The organism is Fictibacillus phosphorivorans, assembly GCF_001619875.1.
Lineage (GTDB): Bacteria > Bacillota > Bacilli > Bacillales > Fictibacillaceae > Fictibacillus > Fictibacillus phosphorivorans_B.
In genome coordinates this window covers 106916-121989 of record NZ_LRFC01000001.1, presented here as the reverse complement: position 1 = coordinate 121989, position 15074 = coordinate 106916, and the positions used below count along the sequence as shown (strand labels likewise).

Here is a 15074-nt window from a genome sequence, read left to right as displayed (position 1 = left end):
AAACCACGCGGAATATGTGTATTCCACGTGGACAAAAAGTGAATTTTTGTATTTGTTTGGGGTCAGACCCCTTTTAGAAGTCGAAGTTATCTGGATCTGGCCCGATGCGTCGGTCTTCATTAAGGGCATCGATTTTAGCCATATCTTCTAAGGATAACTCAAAATCAAAGATATCCGCATTTTCAACGATGCGATGCTGCTTAATGGATTTTGGAATCGTTACTACACCATTTTGAAGATCCCAGCGAAGGATGATTTGAGCAACAGATTTCCCGTGCTTTTCTGCTAACTCCACTAGTGTAGGCTCTTCCAGCAGTTCTCCCTGCATAAGAGGACTCCATGCTTCCATTTGAATATTATTGTCTTTACAGAATAAAAGAAGCTCTTTTTGCGCTAGTCGCGGATGGTATTCCACTTGGTTCACCATTGGTTTGATTTCACAATCAGCTAATATGTCTTCTAGATGATGAACGTGGAAATTAGATACACCAATCGCTTTTACTTTTCCATCTTTATAAAGTTTCTCAAGAGCACGCCAAGTTTCTTTATACTTGCCTTTAACCGGCCAGTGAACCAAATAAAGATCAAGATACTCAAGTCCTAGCTTTTCCATGCTGCTTTCAAAAGCTGCAAGTGTTGACTCATAGCCCTGATCGGCATTCCATACTTTTGTTGTGATGAACAATTCTTCGCGAGGTACTCCCGCTTCTTTAATCGCTTGTCCAACACCTTCTTCATTTTTATAGATTGCAGCTGTATCGATGCTTTTATATCCTGCTTCAATCGCCCATTTAACAGAATCGATTACTTCTTGTCCTTCTTCCACTTTAAATACACCAAGTCCGAACCATGGCATTTTAACTCCATTGTTCAGCACAGTTGTGTCTTGCAATGATTGAATAGCTGTCATCTGTTTAATAGCCTCCCATTTTAAAACTTATTTTGTTCCCTAAAAAGATATTGTCACATTCTGCTGTAGAAAGGAAACATTTCGACTTTTGGAAGGTATTTAATGAATGATATGGAAGTAGTATCCAACACAATATGAAAAAGGGGTGTTGGTGTGAAAGATAATCTGATTCAATTTAGAATGAAAAGCGAATCAACCAAATCTATGCCTGAACAAGAAATTTCCCTCATTCAGGAGATTCGTGAACTGTTATCAGAGTTTCACTGTAATTATCCTTTAGTAACAAAGAAGGCGATCCTGCTTCGTATTGATCAACTAACAGATGAACTCATCTTCAATAAACACTAATTAAAAAGTGGCTTGTCTTTGGTAGACATTCAGCAGAACGTCTAGCTCTTGACTGCACTTTACGGTTTCCTTGCTGGTTAAACCATTTCGGTCTGCAATCTCTACCAGCTTTTCTTTTTTTTCTTTTATACATTCCATCAGAAGAGAGTTATTCCATTCTTTTTTCTCCACGAAAATCGGCTCCTCTTATGTTAATTTTGGTATTCTCAGTTATTATGCCCGCTTTTTTTATTGTTGAAAATAGTTTCCACAAAAGAAGAAGTAATGTTACAAAACTGGACATATTTTTACATGAAAAATCGTCATAAAGACCCATCATATCACCCACTGTTATGCATTTTTCAACCGCATTCATCTAACTTTTTTTTGCAAACTTTGTTGCATTTGAAAGTGGTTGATTTCCGTTTCAGGTGCTCACTTGCAGAGGGGCAGTCGTCTCGCATCCTACACGCCAATCAACTATCATAGAAGTTTAAAAGCGACTATCTTTTAAAAAGAGCGTCCAATAAAAAATTTATTCATGGTCTAGGAGGGGTTAAGAGATTGAGAAAACTTTCAAAAGAGGCAAAAGAAGAGATGATGACTAGCATCCAGTCATTCTTTCTGGATGAACGCGGTGAAGAAATCGGCAATCTAGCGGCTGAACAAGTCCTAGATTTCATAACGGTTGAAATGGGTGCTTATTTTTACAATGAGGGCATTGAGGACTCTATTTCTACCTTACAATCGAGAATGGAAAATTTAGAAGAAGACCTTTACACATTAAAGCGGCCGATCCGCAAATAATAGACAGAAAAAAGGATGGGTATCCCCATCCTTTAACCTTTTTTATCATTGTAATAGTTTACAGAATACATTGCTCCCTCTTCTACCATCTTATTGTCTTCCACATCCATTGGATCAGGATGCCCTGCTTTATTGATTGGCAGCTGTGTGCGATCGATGTGATGAGGGCGAACTCTTCGTTTCATATCTTTGAATTTCATTTTTGTTTTAATACGGTTTGGTTTAAAAGAAAGCCAGACAAGTGCACCTGTACCAAGACCGATCAAGGCCCACGATTGAGTTTTGAATAACCTGTTCGTTGTTTTCATTTGAGTTTGGGTTGCAGTTTGCATATATAACGCCTCCTTGCTAACATTTACCCCTTTTATCCTGATTCGTAACATCACATTTTCTTTGCAGAATTATTACATCCGCCTAATTCCATAAAAACTAAACTTTTGTCCATACACCCTTTCTGTACCTCACATATACTGTATCGAGGTCGAAAGTACAATTTTCTTAAGGAGGAGTTTTTAGAATGTATGCAAATTCACCGGTAAATGCTTCACTTGCAAACGCACCAATGTATGGCGGCGGTGGCGGATATGGTTATTGTGGTGGCGGATATGGATATGGAAAGAGTTTTGCGATCATAGTAGTTCTATTTATCCTTCTCATTATCGTTGGTTGTTCTTGGGCGCACAAAGGCAAGGATTGCTAATTTTACACAGCAAAAAAGGTACGGTTATCATGACCGTACCCTTTTTCTGTTTACAATTATATTTACATTGTACGCTTTGTTTTACTTTGAAATGTTGCCGTTCGAACATAATCAATGATTCGGGTACTGACCCATTGGCAAAGCAATGCAAAGAGGATAATTTCAATTCCAATAGTAAACGACGTGATAACCAGCACAAAACTGTTGATCAGGAAAAGAATGGTTCCTGGTTTCTTTCCTGACCATTTAGACAATATTAGGGCTAAAATATCCATACCGCCTGAAGAGGCTCCAAACCGAAACAGAATTCCGACACCAGTACCAAAAATGATCGCTCCATATATCACATCAATCAGCGTTCCATTTAAAGGATTAGGTACATGTGCTGTAATCCAATCTACCGTTATGGATGTCACCGCTACACAATAGATGGTCAATATCGCTGCCTTTTTCCCGAGTTTCTTTACAGCGAGCAGCAAGAGTCCAAAATTAATGGTCCATAGCGTGAGTCCCAATGGCAAGCTGAAGAAATGATGATTTAGAATGGCGATGCCTGCCACCCCACCAGAAGGGATAGCGTGTGGAAACAAGAAGGCTGCCATAGCTAGTCCCTGTAAAAAAGCTCCAAAAGTCAACCAAATGATTCTATGCAAACAAACATCCCTCTCTAGCTTTTCCGTAATCTCTATCCTCCATTTTAGACCTCACAAAAAGAAAAGCAAGAAATTTCCGTTCGGTTGTATTACACCTAAAAAGAAGCTGCCTGAACGCAGCTTCTTTCATCCTTTTTACGCTAACAAACCTGTTCCAAGGCTCCGCAATGCATCCACAGCTGTTCGGCTCTCTTCTCCAGTGGCAGATACACAACAAATTCCATTCATACCGTTAAGCAGACTCATACTAAGATGACTTTTGGCGTTAATTTTTAAGGTGTTGCATTCGATAAAAATCTGACATTGCTCAAATTCATTGGCTTTGACTACCATTTCATGAATCCATCCAGGTCTTATTTTTTCTTGCACCATAAAGTAAGTTTTCATCCTATTACCCTCTTTCAGTCCTCTTCATCTTTCATCCTACATGCAAAATGTAAAGCCCGTTTAAACGCTTTGTAAGTGTTTTATGGCTTATCGTTTCAATTTATGAAGAAAATCAAAAATAATGGTATGAAAAAAGCACTAAATTGCAACATTATGTGTATTACTTCTAAAAGGGAGCAAATCGTTATGGCTTATTATGTTGCATGTGATTATGACGAACCAGATCGTCAGAGTTATAGAGGCATTGTGATCATTGATACATTGACAAATGAAGTAGCACACCGCTTTTTCTCAGGTCATTTTGATCAGGACTTTCAAGAATATAGAAGCTGGCTTGAGGATACAGAACCTTATTATTTCGAAGGAGACAGTCTTTTGAATTTTGTAGGAGATTTGCATGATCCTGCACTAAATGAAGATCAGGATTATTATCATTAATTCTATCCTAATATACAAACATAAAAAAGCACCTCCCGATTGGATCGATTGGAGTGTGCTTTTTGTGATGTTAGTCTTTATTCGAAAAATCAATGATCCGAATTGGATTTCCGGTTCCGTCTCTGTATATAGCGTATCTGCCGGGAGGGATTGTACACGGTGATTTTACAAAATCCAGTTTGGTTTCGTGTTCTTCATAAAAGTTATCAACACTCTCTACCAAGAACACGCCGCCTGGCCCCAAGTCATGCTCGTCCTCTTCGATCATAAGCTGTACTTCACAATCTTTCATAGACATTCCCAGTACTTGATTTCCTTCTCGCCAAGCTTCAGTCATCCCAAGACCTTCATAATATTGTTGTGATTCTTGTAAATCTTTTACTGGGTGAAACAAAAATGCGAGCTTCAATTCCAATACCCCCTCGTAAAAAATTCATGATTATGTGTCTGATTGTATGAACTTCTTCTTTGTGTATACGTTACTTTCCATCTGGCTTTAATCTTTTCCTGCTAATTCTTTAAAAATGAGTGTTATTGATTTTACCGGTGCTTTGAAAAGATTTAAATGAGAGCAAAAATAATGAAGAAACACGTGAATTCAAGCTAATAAACCTAATCCTAACATGTAACAAATTACTTATCGTAACTTCTTGACTAGATATTCCAACACACGTAATAAAGAAGACTGAACCCCAATAAGGGTTCAGTCTTTAAAACAACTTAATAATAAGGATACGGAGGATATGGCGGATAAACAGGATAGATTGGATACGGTCTTGGTGCTAATGCGAGACCCGCGATCGTTCCAAGTGTTAGCCCTACAAGTGCAGGTGCAAAGAAGAAGCGATCGCTGCTCTCATCCTGCCCTTCCGTACTATACGGCAGAATGTATGCTTTTTTATCATCTACATGCTTAAGAACACCATGATATCTCGTGCCGCAGTGACAATCAATATACACAGATTCGCCTAAATAACGGCGGCACAGGTGATAGGTGTGGTATGACAAAGCGTAAACCTCCCAGCTTGTTTTGCCTTCTCTACACCATATGTCCAACCTGTTATTTTGACAGAGACAAGTGTCTAACCCTCTTTATTTTTCTAAGGAAGGCTGTAAAACAAGCTTCTGCTGGTTACCTCTGTCTTTCACATCTAATGCTGTAACATGGTACTTACCTGTTGCCCAGTCTTTCGCTTGATCGTCATACCATGGACTTAATACATGACCAGACTGGCCAGGACCGACCACATGATACGCCTTTGAAGGATCATTCATATCGATCACCATACGCCATGCACCGCCATGTGTAATGTCGCCAGTTTCCCGGTTCCACCCAGCAACACCTACTGTAACCCGGCTTCCTCCCATTGCTTGAGTTTCAGGATTGAACAACAGATTTAATGGTTTAATAGCTGCCAGAGGATGTTCAAACGTTAAGGTATGAAAATCTCCCCACTTCCATTTAGACAGATCTTCACCATATTCCTCACTGATTACAGAGATCATGGATTTAAACGAATTCTGAGTTACTTTTGCTAAACCTCCATGTTCATTAATCCACGGGCCAGGCTGACCAGCATTTGCTTTTCGAATCAGCTCGTCCACCACTTGCTCACGGCCGTCAAACATTTTTAACATCTCATCACTGATCTCATCCTTGAAGAGTACATCACTAAATCGATCCATCCAGATGTGAAAGATTAAAGGAGCCGCGCTCTCTTTACGATCAACTTTGTTCCAATTCTTTAATATAGTCAGCACATCTTTTTCTTTTTTAGTCAACGGTTCTTTCATCACGTGTTCTATAAGAATCGGCAGCATTTCTTCAGCTTGTTTATTCTTTTGATCAAATTGCAAGTGTTGCATATCTTTTACAGACAGCTTTTCTTTACCCTCTAGTACTTCCACAATTCTTTGTTGTCGGTAAGGCTGGGCAAACGTATCCGAGATGTGATAAGGATACGAATCGGTTGTTACTTTGTTGTTTGCTGTGGCAAGATATCCGTTTTCCGGATTGACCCTTGAAGGAAGTTCATTCCATGGGATATATCCTTTCCACTCATATTGATCGGTCCATCCCGGGACTGGCATCGACGTGTAGTCTTGCTTTCTGATCGGTATTAATCCGTTTGCCTTATAAGCGATGGTTCCGTCGGTGCTCGCAAAAACAAAGTTTTGTGCAGGAGTATGGAATGATTCCAGCGCCTTCTCAAATTGCTTCCAGTTTTTTGAACGGTTCATCATAATTACGGCTTCAAGTTCCTTTGATGGCTGAAGCGCTGTCCATTTTAACGAAAGAGCGGTTCCAGGTTTGTCCTGGTGAGCAAACTCTGAGATTACAGGTCCGTGCCTCGTAATAATCACTTCATGATTCACATCTGTTTTATCTTTGACTTTAATGATTTCATCAATGACTTCAGCTTTCTCCCAATTGGCTAAATACTGAAATTCATAAGGATCTTTAGGGTTCCTTTTTTCTACGTATAATTCTTGAACATCAGGACCGACATTCGTCACACCCCATGCGATTGTGTTGTTATGACCGACGATTATACCGGGAATCCCTGCAAAAATAACACCAGATACTTCGTAATCCTTCGCTTTCAAATGACTCTGATACCAAATGGATGGAGTTCCTAGCGAGAGGTGCGGATCATTGGCAAGGAGAGGCTTACCTGACTCAGTTTTACTGCCGGCAACCACCCAATTGTTGCTGCCATTATGAAAGTTTGGAATAACAGAATCTGCAAAACTTTTTTCAAAATCGATATCAGCCGTTTCTAAATCTTCTAATATAGCAGGCGCGTCTTTCGGATATCCCGGGAACAGATCTAATGCTTTTTCTTTTGAAAACGTTTCCATTAAATAGTAACGAAAAGCTTGCCCTTCCCAATGTCCCCCAAGGTCGAATGCCATATATTTTCCGATAACAAGAGAATCAATAGGCGTCCACCCTTTTGGTTCGTAACCGACAAGCATAAATTCAATGGGTAGTGTATGGTCTTTCTTAGCCTGCTTCAAATACGCATTTACACCCTTAGCATACCATTCAAGATATTGCTTCATCTCAGGTGAATATTCGTTGTAAGAAGCTTCGGCTGCTCTTCTTAATCCGAGTGTTCTAAAGAACTTATCACGCTGTATCGTTTTTTCTCCGATTACCTCGCTAAGCATTCCAGATGCTTGTCTTCTGCTTAAGTCCATTTGAAACATTCTGTCCTGTGCTGTAACAAACCCTTGAGCCATAAATAGATCTTTCATTGATTTTGCTTCTATGTGTGGAACACCATGAGAATCTCTGAAAACTTCTACTTTAGCCGTTAGTCCGTTAACAGATATCATTCCATTTACTAAAGGTTTACTTTTTTGAAGCAGAAAATAGGCTGTTCCTCCTGCGGCTAATAAAATGATGACAAGTGCCACCCCTATGATGAGTAAACTTTTTTTCCAGGTTAATCGTTTAATCAAACGTTTCTTCTGAAGCGCTCTCTCCACATATATACCTCCTGCCTGACAATCTTCCTAATAACATTCTCTAATATGACGGATTTCCCTGTAAAAGGGTGAAGAAAAGTAAATGATTTGAAAAACCTCGATACTTTATGACTAATTCCAGTTAATTCAGACAGGATTTTCAAAAGAATGTCGAATATCTCAACAAGTAGTCTATGACACACCATTTAAGGAGAGAGAAGATGGCTAAAATTCTTGTGGATTTCCAACTCAGCCATGGCCAGGAAAAAGTTACCCAAGGAAATATTATGATCGCTAATATTCAGCCTGGAAAATCTAATCTCCATGAACAGGTCAAAAAGGTGATAGCTGATCAATTTAATTGCCCCACTGGAATTATCTCCATTAAGCAAATTAAGATGAATGCATAAAAAAGAGGTGCTTCTATTGTTAGAAGCACCTCTATATGTATAGGGGACTTTATTATCTCATCGATACAGCCTTTTCGTAAGTTCCATAAGTCATATAACGCTCGACCTATGTTCGTCCCTTTTAACGGCAATTCTCCAGTTGAATGGGGGCATTATCATTCTTTTGGCTTAACTATTTTCACAACACTTGTGTTAGCAGTTTTTCAATCTTTGAAAGCATGGCATTCAAAATGCAACATCGACAAGTTGATTGGAGTGAAAGATGCGAGACTCCTGGGGGATCAGCGGGACAGGTGAGACACCTAAGCGCGCAAAGCGCCGAGTGTGGCTCACCGCCCGCCCCCCCGGAAAGCGCGCATCTGAAACGGAAATCAACAGCTTCCAGAAGCTACAATATATGCGAAAACATTGTCTCGGGAAAAACCTAAAAATAACTGCTGATGACCTGCTCAATTTCTTCTTCGTTCATCCTCCCTGCAATTCCAGGTGTTTGGGCAAAATATTTTACAGCCTCTCCTGAAGTTAGACCAAGCTGGCTTAAGCCCTTCGCGATCGTAGTGAGATAAGTTGCAGGCGGAGGGTTCAGATCTTGTTCATGCATATCCAGGTTACATGTGAACGTAACCATTGGGTACCCTTCCTCTTCTCCTAAATAGACCATTCGGCTATACCAGCCTTGTCCAAAATGAATATACCCTTTCTGTATGACTTCTTCTAAATCAGCCTCTATCTCGTCACAGCTATTTTCTTGGGCAGTAACATCTAAAAACTGTTCAACCGTCACTAAATACTTTCGGCCATAGGTCTTGTATTGATTACTTTTTTCATGTCCGATAAAAGCAACTCCGCCCTCACCCCATTTTGTCCGCTCTCTTGCAAAATAAAGAGGGTATGGAAGTATGGCTTTTCCGTTTTTAAGCGGCATTGCTGGATTTCTGCAGCCCCTTTCTTTTTGAGAAGAACCCTCTGGCTGATCACCGAGAATGTAACACAAAAATCGGTGCTCCATTAAATTTGATCCATAACTCACATACCAAACATAAGACGTATCCAATGAAAAAATCCTCCTTTAAATTTTTCTCGTATAACTGTCATGAAGAATTCTATTTTTTTATACATTGTTATACACAAGGGGGTTGAAAAGAATGATTCGAACATGCTTAATTTTCTTACTTAGCGTCCTTATTTTCCTTTTCACGATATTCCTTGCTTCTCCTGTTATTTAAAAATATCAAATTGTATGTTTCATAGGTCTTTTCAGCCAGTTCAATGACATGAAAAAAAAAGTGGACATTTTATGAAATATAATATTAGTAAAATAAACCTATTGACCTAATTGCAAGTATTAGAAATAGTCATTACGATTCTTGTTTCAACTTATGATTCGGGATAAAATGGAAAACATACAATACTTTTCCTTCTCTAATTCTCGTACGAGTCTTACCCTTAATAAATAAGGAGGGATGGGGATGACAGTATTTGAAGCGATGTCACTCATGATTGGTTTTTCAATGCTTGTTCTTACCATAATCCGCTCCAAAGATGACTCCTAGAAGACAGAGAGATTGATTTTTTCATTCTGCCATGCAGATGCATGGCTTATTTTTTCGGATATTTTCATTGAGTCCTTAAATCATGACCCTTCCAAAACCTATGTATTAAAATAACCTTTACTTTGCATTGTAAAACAAAAACCTTGCCGGAGATACACTCTAGCAAGGTTTTTTAGTTTTATGCTTTTTTTACGACGATCTGTCCGTCTGCAACGTTTACTGTTAGTTTTTGGACATCCTCTTCATCCAATAATACATCAGCAATCTTATCTTCGATGTGCTCTTGAATGATTCGGCGGAGTGGTCTCGCACCAAATGAAGGATGGTATCCAAGTTTGGCAAGCTTTTGTTTTGCAGCCGAAGTTACCGTAATCTCAATGTTTTGTTCTTGCAGCTGATCTGAAAGCTCTTGCAGCATAAGATCAACAATCTTCACAAGATGCTCTTCTTTCAACGACTGGAACTGTACGATGCTATCAAAACGGTTTAAGAACTCTGGTTTAAAATAGCCTCCTAATGAATCTAGGATATGTGTTTCTTTTTCTACATCTCCCGTATTAAATCCTAGTTTCTTCGTTTGCTTAACAGAAGCACCTGCGTTACTTGTCATGATGATCACAGTGTCTTTAAAGCTCACTGTGCGACCTTGGCTGTCTGTTAATCGGCCATCTTCCATAATTTGAAGGAACATGTGCTGAACATCTGGATGAGCTTTTTCGATTTCATCTAACAGCAAGATGCTATATGGCTTTCTGCGAATCTGCTCTGTTAATTGTCCTGCTTCTTCATGCCCAACGTACCCTGGAGGTGAACCGATCAATTTCGCAACAGCGTGTTTTTCCATGTACTCACTCATGTCGAGTCTGATCATGCTGTCCTCATCACCAAAGATTTCTTTTGCGAGCGTTTTGGTTAACTCTGTTTTACCAACACCTGTTGGACCAACGAACAAGAATGATCCGATCGGGCGTTTCTTTGCTTTTAATCCTGCACGGCTTCTGCGAATCGCTTTAGCTACTTTCTCGACTGCTTCATCTTGGCCAATTACTTGTGCTGCAAGCTTAGCAGCCAGCTCTTTCATTTTAGATTGTTCGTCACTTTGAAGCTTGCGTACAGGAATACCTGTTTTTTGCTCAACAATGTGCTGAATGTCTTCCACTTGAACAATCGCAGCTTTTTTATCCTCTTCTTGTGTTTTTAATTTTTCATCAAGCTGCAGTTCTTCTTGGCGAAGTTTTGCAGCCAGTTCATAGTTTTCATCTGCAGCCGCTTTTTCTTTTTCTTTTACGAGTTCTTCTAAACGTTCTTCAATAGAAGATTTTTCAATCGTAATATGTTGAAGGTTGCTCTTAGATCCCGCTTCATCCATAAGATCGATCGCTTTATCCGGCAAGAATCGGTCTTGAATGTAGCGATGTGAAAGCATTACACATGCTTTTAACGCTTCTTCTGTAAACTTAACTTGGTGATAATCTTCGTATCGAGGTGCAAGACCTTTTAGAATCTCTATCGCTTCATCTAGTGTTGGTTCGTTAACGATTACCGGTTGGAAGCGGCGTTCTAACGCTGCATCCTTCTCGATTTGACGGTATTCTTTCAACGTTGTAGCTCCGACCATCTGCAGCTCACCGCGTGCAAGTGCAGGTTTTAAGATGTTCCCAGCATCCATAGATCCTTCTGCGGAGCCTGCTCCTACGATCTGATGAACCTCATCCACAAACAGAATGACATTTTTACGTTTTTGAAGCTCCGCGATCAGCTGTTTCATACGTTCCTCAAACTGACCTCTTACCCCTGTATCTGCAACAAGTGATGCTACATCAAGCAAGTACACTTCTTTTTTCAACAGTTTCGCGGGAACGTTGCCTTCTACAATTTTAGTTGCCAGTCCTTCCGCAATGGCTGTTTTACCAACACCAGGTTCCCCGATTAACACCGGGTTGTTCTTTGTGCGTCTATTTAGTATTTCAATGACTCGGCGCACTTCATCGTCTCGTCCGATAACTGGATCTATAATTCCTGCTTTGGCTGCATCTGTTAAGTTACGGCCAAATTTATCTAAAAAGCCTCCGCCTCGTTTTCCTTTTTGAGTTTGTTGTTTCCCATGGTCGTTCGCGTGATCTGTGAATGCTTGACCATTCATCATTTGTTGAAAGATATCATCGAAAGAAGAAAAATTCATATTCATTCCTCCTCCAGTGTTCATTTCTTGTTTCACTTTATGGTAACAATCAGAGCAAAGCACAAATTGTTTCTTATCTTTATTCATGGAGATACTCATTTGGATCGTAGCAGGATTAACTTCACATTGTTCACAACGCATACTTGTAACCCCCTCATGTTTTTTAAAATTTGTATAAATGATTTGCGATTATACGTGCATGCTAATCGTTTCGCAACTATTTTGTTTCTAGGTGTCATGAGTCTTTTTAGTCTTAGTTTGACTTTGACTTTCTTTGACCATTAACCTTTAAACTTATTATACTTTGACCTTTTTTGACTTTCAAGTATTTTGTTTTGCTGTCATAAAAATCAAAAAGAGATGAGCTCTTAACTCATCTCTTCCCCAATTTAGTTCCAATTAAAAGTGATTTTTTGTCTGTAATCTTCTGTCTCGCCACTTGGTGTTAACCATACTTCTAATGTATAAGCACCAGGTTCTAGATCGCTGACTAAAATATCCTGCTTAAAAACATCGGCCTGCTTTAATTTTAAAGAGGTTAACACTTGCATGAACATATGATTTCTTGAGTATTGGTACACGATTTTACCATTCTTATCTTTTATTACATAATCAAATTTCTGACTTGATGGAAATTGAAAAACCTTTTCTTTTTCAGTCTGATTTTTCAACTCATACCTAAACAATATCCCTTTAGCATTCTGCTGCTCTTGTACTTTAATAGAAGGCTCAATACTGCCCGCCACGATGCCGCCTTGTCCGTTCTGTCCTATTTGCCCGTCTTGTCCTTCTTCAGGACGCGGTTTCTTCTCGTTTCCTTTACCATCACCCATCACCGGTTGTTCTCTCCCCTCGGATTGGTTTTGGCTGTCTTTGTTTCCACAGCCTGTCACGACTATCGAAATACATATTATGATCAGTATAACATGCCATACACTTCTTCGTTTATGCATCGTTTATCACCTCACTTGTTAGTTTGGGCATATATACGCAATTTCATGTTTAAAAAGGATTTTTAGCTTTGTTCATGTAAAATAGATAATAACTCAAAAGTGTAAGGAGCGGGTTTACTTGAACATTGCACATACAGATCTATTACTTGAAATGCAGAAACGGACATCTGAAAAACGCGCTACACAAAACGAAACGATTCTTTGGCAGCATAGCCGGGATGAATCTTATCATCATCCTGTTTCACCTGATATCGTTGTATACCCCGAATCGGCTGAAGAAATTTCTTCTATTCTAACATTCGCAAACGAACACAAAATTCCTGTTGTGCCTTATGGAGCTGGATCGAGTCTTGAGGGCCACTGCATTCCTGTAAAAGGAGGCATTTCCATCAACTTTCAAGAGATGAATAAAGTACTCGAAATTCGTCCGGATGATTTTTTAGTAAGAGTTCAGCCTGGTGTAACCCGAACTCAGCTGAATCTTGCGCTTAAAAAATATGGATTGTTCTTCCCTGTTGATCCAGGTGCAGACGCCACGATCGGCGGAATGGCTGCGACAAATGCGAGCGGGACAACAAGCGTAAAATACGGCATCATGCGCGATCAGGTTAGAAACCTTCAAGTTGTTTTGGCAGATGGACAGATGATTCAAACCGGCGGACTTGCTGCAAAATCATCTGCAGGTTATCACTTAACATCCATGTTTGTAGGCTCTGAAGGTACGCTTGGCGTTTTTACAGAAATCACGCTAAAAGTGTATGGTATTCCTGAATCCGTACTCTCTGCTCGATGTACATTTCCTTCTATTCAAACTGCCGTTGAAGCTGCTATCGCTGTCCTCGGATCAGGTACAGGGATCGCAAGAATGGAACTTGTAGATGAACGTTCCATCGTACAGGTTAATCACAACAGCGAAACAGCGTATACTGAAGCTCCGACCCTTTTCTTAGAATTTCAAGGAAATCCAGCAAGCGTTACATATGAAGCATCATTAACAAAAGAATTGCTTGAAAGCTTTGGAGGTATAGAGTGGGTGGAAGAGCGTGATTCGAAAGCCCGTGCAAAGCTATGGGAAGCAAGACATAACTTAGCTTATGCGTTTAAACATGGCTACCCTGGCAAGTCCATGATGTTTACCGATGTGTGTCTTCCTCTTTCAGAATTGTCTGGTGCAATTGTTCACGCAAGAGACAAGATGGATGAATTAGGAGTCCCTGGCGCAGTATTGGGACATGTTGGGGATGGGAATTTCCATGCGATACTCATGTATGACGCATCGAATGAGAATGAGCGTAAAAAAGCAGACTCTGTAAATGAAAGTATTGTGACCTATGCATTAAGTAAAGGCGGAACGTGTACAGGGGAACATGGCGTCGGAATCGGCAAGGCAAAATATTTAGCAAAAGAACATGCCGACACCCTCCCGATCATGATGTCTATAAAAAAACAATTAGACCCAAAAGACATTTTAAATCCAGGTAAAATCATAGTATAGAAATGAAACGAAAAGCTTGTTTGATCCGTAATTATTTATATAACAAAATAGGGGGACTTAATTATGATCGTTGTTACTACTGAGAACATTACTGGATATGAAGTAAAAGAAGTAAAAGGTTCAGCATTTGGAGTTGTTGTTCGCGCACGCGGCATCGGAGGAGACATCATGGCAGGACTTCGAGGAATTATGGGTGGCGAGATTAAGGAATATACAAGCATGCTTGAAGATGCACGTAAGCAAGCCGTCGATCGCATGGTTAAGAACGCTACGGAAATGGGTGCGAACGCCATTGTTATGATGCGTTTTGATTCTGGTGAAATGGGCAATAACATGAGCGAAATCGTCGCATATGGAACAGCAGTTGTTGTTGAAAAGCAATGAATATGATAAACATCCTTATCGGCTGGCAAGTGATCTCCATCCTGGTTGTTATTGTGTTGGGCATCATCTCTTGGAAGTATTACGATAAGCGTTATAAAAAAAGTGAAACAAAGGTTCCCTCAGGCTATATTTGGACGGAGGAAATTTCCATCGATCCAACCTCTGGAAAAAGAGAACGTGTTTACTACAATCCAGACACGGGTGATCGCTTTTATAAAGAAGAATAAATGGATGCTGGCCTTAAGAAGGATGCTTGTCCTTTCTGAAGCCAGCTTTTATTTTATAGAACCGTCTAGATTTTGTGCTTGATGATGGTGGATTTATGCTCGTTCACGGGGTTTTATGCTCGCTCACGAAGATTTTTGCTCGCTCACAGGGATTTATGCTCGCTCACGGAGGTT

At 39.9% G+C, this 15074-nt stretch carries 20 protein-coding genes; 9 read left to right on the top strand and 11 right to left on the bottom strand.

Going from position 1 to position 15074, the window contains the following annotated elements; translation table 11 throughout:
- Positions 1-73: 73 nt before the first annotated feature.
- A complete protein-coding gene (locus AWM68_RS00610) occupies positions 74-910 on the bottom strand; it encodes an aldo/keto reductase (protein ID WP_066236087.1) in 837 nt (278 codons plus the stop codon).
- Positions 911-1063: 153 nt separating this feature from the next.
- On the opposite strand from AWM68_RS00610, the gene AWM68_RS00605 reads away from it, so the two are divergent.
- A complete protein-coding gene (locus AWM68_RS00605) occupies positions 1064-1258 on the top strand; it encodes a hypothetical protein (RefSeq protein ID WP_066236085.1) in 195 nt (64 codons plus the stop codon).
- Here the strand turns inward: AWM68_RS00605 and AWM68_RS20930 are convergent, their stop codons facing one another.
- Positions 1259-1429, bottom strand: coding sequence for an aspartyl-phosphate phosphatase Spo0E family protein (locus AWM68_RS20930; protein ID WP_231868343.1), 171 nt, complete (start codon positions 1427-1429; stop codon positions 1259-1261).
- A 372-nt stretch (positions 1430-1801) separates the two neighbouring features.
- On the opposite strand from AWM68_RS20930, the gene AWM68_RS00600 reads away from it, so the two are divergent.
- A complete protein-coding gene (locus AWM68_RS00600; RefSeq protein WP_082820511.1) occupies positions 1802-2044 on the top strand; it encodes a DUF2164 domain-containing protein in 243 nt (80 codons plus the stop codon).
- A 32-nt stretch (positions 2045-2076) separates the two neighbouring features.
- On the opposite strand, the gene AWM68_RS00595 is transcribed toward AWM68_RS00600, so the two are convergent.
- Positions 2077-2376 (bottom strand): hypothetical protein, encoded by a 300-nt coding sequence (locus AWM68_RS00595; protein ID WP_066236083.1) that lies wholly within the window; start codon positions 2374-2376, stop codon positions 2077-2079.
- 230 nt (positions 2377-2606) lie between these two features.
- Between AWM68_RS00595 and AWM68_RS00590 the strand changes: the two genes are divergently transcribed.
- Positions 2607-2744 (top strand): YjcZ family sporulation protein, encoded by a 138-nt coding sequence (locus AWM68_RS00590; RefSeq protein WP_082820560.1) that lies wholly within the window; start codon positions 2607-2609, stop codon positions 2742-2744.
- Between the two features lie 62 nt (positions 2745-2806).
- On the opposite strand, the gene AWM68_RS00585 is transcribed toward AWM68_RS00590, so the two are convergent.
- Together AWM68_RS00585 and AWM68_RS00580 are read right to left on the bottom strand one after the other, a co-directional pair.
- Positions 2807-3397 carry a YitT family protein gene (locus AWM68_RS00585; protein ID WP_231868342.1) on the bottom strand — a complete coding sequence of 197 codons (591 nt, stop codon included), beginning with the start codon at positions 3395-3397 and terminating at the stop codon, positions 2807-2809.
- A 135-nt stretch (positions 3398-3532) separates the two neighbouring features.
- On the bottom strand, positions 3533-3784 hold the full coding sequence (locus AWM68_RS00580) for an HPr family phosphocarrier protein (protein ID WP_066236079.1): 252 nt from the start codon (positions 3782-3784) through the stop codon (positions 3533-3535).
- Positions 3785-3970: 186 nt separating this feature from the next.
- Between AWM68_RS00580 and AWM68_RS00575 the strand changes: the two genes are divergently transcribed.
- The gene (locus tag AWM68_RS00575) at positions 3971-4222 is read left to right on the top strand and encodes a hypothetical protein (protein ID WP_066236077.1); all 252 of its coding nucleotides are present in this window, start codon (positions 3971-3973) and stop codon (positions 4220-4222) included.
- 70 nt (positions 4223-4292) lie between these two features.
- On the opposite strand, the gene AWM68_RS00570 is transcribed toward AWM68_RS00575, so the two are convergent.
- The 3 genes from AWM68_RS00570 to AWM68_RS00560 form a co-directional block, all read right to left on the bottom strand.
- Positions 4293-4631, bottom strand: a complete 339-nt coding sequence (locus tag AWM68_RS00570; protein ID WP_066236075.1) for a VOC family protein — start codon at positions 4629-4631, stop codon at positions 4293-4295.
- A 311-nt stretch (positions 4632-4942) separates the two neighbouring features.
- The gene (locus AWM68_RS00565) at positions 4943-5230 is read right to left on the bottom strand and encodes a hypothetical protein (protein ID WP_066236073.1); all 288 of its coding nucleotides are present in this window, start codon (positions 5228-5230) and stop codon (positions 4943-4945) included.
- An 84-nt stretch (positions 5231-5314) separates the two neighbouring features.
- Positions 5315-7717, bottom strand: a complete 2403-nt coding sequence (locus tag AWM68_RS00560) for a penicillin acylase family protein (RefSeq protein WP_066236070.1) — start codon at positions 7715-7717, stop codon at positions 5315-5317.
- A 200-nt stretch (positions 7718-7917) separates the two neighbouring features.
- On the opposite strand from AWM68_RS00560, the gene AWM68_RS00555 reads away from it, so the two are divergent.
- Positions 7918-8106, top strand: a complete 189-nt coding sequence (locus AWM68_RS00555) for a hypothetical protein (protein ID WP_066236068.1) — start codon at positions 7918-7920, stop codon at positions 8104-8106.
- Between the two features lie 424 nt (positions 8107-8530).
- Here the strand turns inward: AWM68_RS00555 and AWM68_RS00550 are convergent, their stop codons facing one another.
- Positions 8531-9160, bottom strand: coding sequence for a hypothetical protein (locus tag AWM68_RS00550; protein ID WP_231868341.1), 630 nt, complete (start codon positions 9158-9160; stop codon positions 8531-8533).
- A gap of 409 nt (positions 9161-9569) precedes the next feature.
- Between AWM68_RS00550 and AWM68_RS21810 the strand changes: the two genes are divergently transcribed.
- Positions 9570-9659 (top strand): putative holin-like toxin, encoded by a 90-nt coding sequence (locus AWM68_RS21810; RefSeq protein WP_222122228.1) that lies wholly within the window; start codon positions 9570-9572, stop codon positions 9657-9659.
- A 178-nt stretch (positions 9660-9837) separates the two neighbouring features.
- Here the strand turns inward: AWM68_RS21810 and AWM68_RS00545 are convergent, their stop codons facing one another.
- Together AWM68_RS00545 and AWM68_RS00540 are read right to left on the bottom strand one after the other, a co-directional pair.
- Positions 9838-11982, bottom strand: coding sequence for an ATP-dependent Clp protease ATP-binding subunit (locus AWM68_RS00545; protein WP_066236066.1), 2145 nt, complete (start codon positions 11980-11982; stop codon positions 9838-9840).
- Positions 11983-12230: 248 nt separating this feature from the next.
- Positions 12231-12794: a BsuPI-related putative proteinase inhibitor gene (locus AWM68_RS00540; RefSeq protein ID WP_066236064.1), complete on the bottom strand. Its 564-nt coding sequence runs from the start codon at positions 12792-12794 to the stop codon at positions 12231-12233.
- A gap of 118 nt (positions 12795-12912) precedes the next feature.
- On the opposite strand from AWM68_RS00540, the gene AWM68_RS00535 reads away from it, so the two are divergent.
- The 3 genes from AWM68_RS00535 to AWM68_RS00525 all read left to right on the top strand — a co-directional run bounded on the left by AWM68_RS00535 (position 12913) and on the right by AWM68_RS00525 (position 14900).
- On the top strand, positions 12913-14289 hold the full coding sequence (locus AWM68_RS00535; protein ID WP_419865567.1) for an FAD-binding oxidoreductase: 1377 nt from the start codon (positions 12913-12915) through the stop codon (positions 14287-14289).
- A 63-nt stretch (positions 14290-14352) separates the two neighbouring features.
- A complete protein-coding gene (locus tag AWM68_RS00530) occupies positions 14353-14673 on the top strand; it encodes a YbjQ family protein (protein WP_066236062.1) in 321 nt (106 codons plus the stop codon).
- Positions 14674-14675: 2 nt separating this feature from the next.
- A complete protein-coding gene (locus AWM68_RS00525) occupies positions 14676-14900 on the top strand; it encodes a hypothetical protein (protein WP_066237340.1) in 225 nt (74 codons plus the stop codon).
- The last annotated feature ends 174 nt before the right edge of the window (positions 14901-15074 follow it).

Bases quoted from the DNA above. Each gene is read 5' to 3' on its own strand.
- AWM68_RS00610 (WP_066236087.1), bottom strand. From the start codon at position 910: ATGACAGCTATTCAATCATTGCAAGACACAACTGTGCTGAACAATGGA.
- AWM68_RS00595 (WP_066236083.1), bottom strand. From the start codon at position 2,376: ATGCAAACTGCAACCCAAACTCAAATGAAAACAACGAACAGGTTATTC.
- AWM68_RS00590 (WP_082820560.1), top strand. From the start codon at position 2,607: ATGTATGGCGGCGGTGGCGGATATGGTTATTGTGGTGGCGGATATGGA.
- AWM68_RS00580 (WP_066236079.1), bottom strand. From the start codon at position 3,784: ATGAAAACTTACTTTATGGTGCAAGAAAAAATAAGACCTGGATGGATT.
- AWM68_RS00575 (WP_066236077.1), top strand. From the start codon at position 3,971: ATGGCTTATTATGTTGCATGTGATTATGACGAACCAGATCGTCAGAGT.
- AWM68_RS00555 (WP_066236068.1), top strand. From the start codon at position 7,918: ATGGCTAAAATTCTTGTGGATTTCCAACTCAGCCATGGCCAGGAAAAA.
- AWM68_RS21810 (WP_222122228.1), top strand. From the start codon at position 9,570: ATGGGGATGACAGTATTTGAAGCGATGTCACTCATGATTGGTTTTTCA.
- AWM68_RS00545 (WP_066236066.1), bottom strand. From the start codon at position 11,982: ATGCGTTGTGAACAATGTGAAGTTAATCCTGCTACGATCCAAATGAGT.
- AWM68_RS00540 (WP_066236064.1), bottom strand. From the start codon at position 12,794: ATGCATAAACGAAGAAGTGTATGGCATGTTATACTGATCATAATATGT.
- AWM68_RS00530 (WP_066236062.1), top strand. From the start codon at position 14,353: ATGATCGTTGTTACTACTGAGAACATTACTGGATATGAAGTAAAAGAA.
- AWM68_RS00525 (WP_066237340.1), top strand. From the start codon at position 14,676: ATGATAAACATCCTTATCGGCTGGCAAGTGATCTCCATCCTGGTTGTT.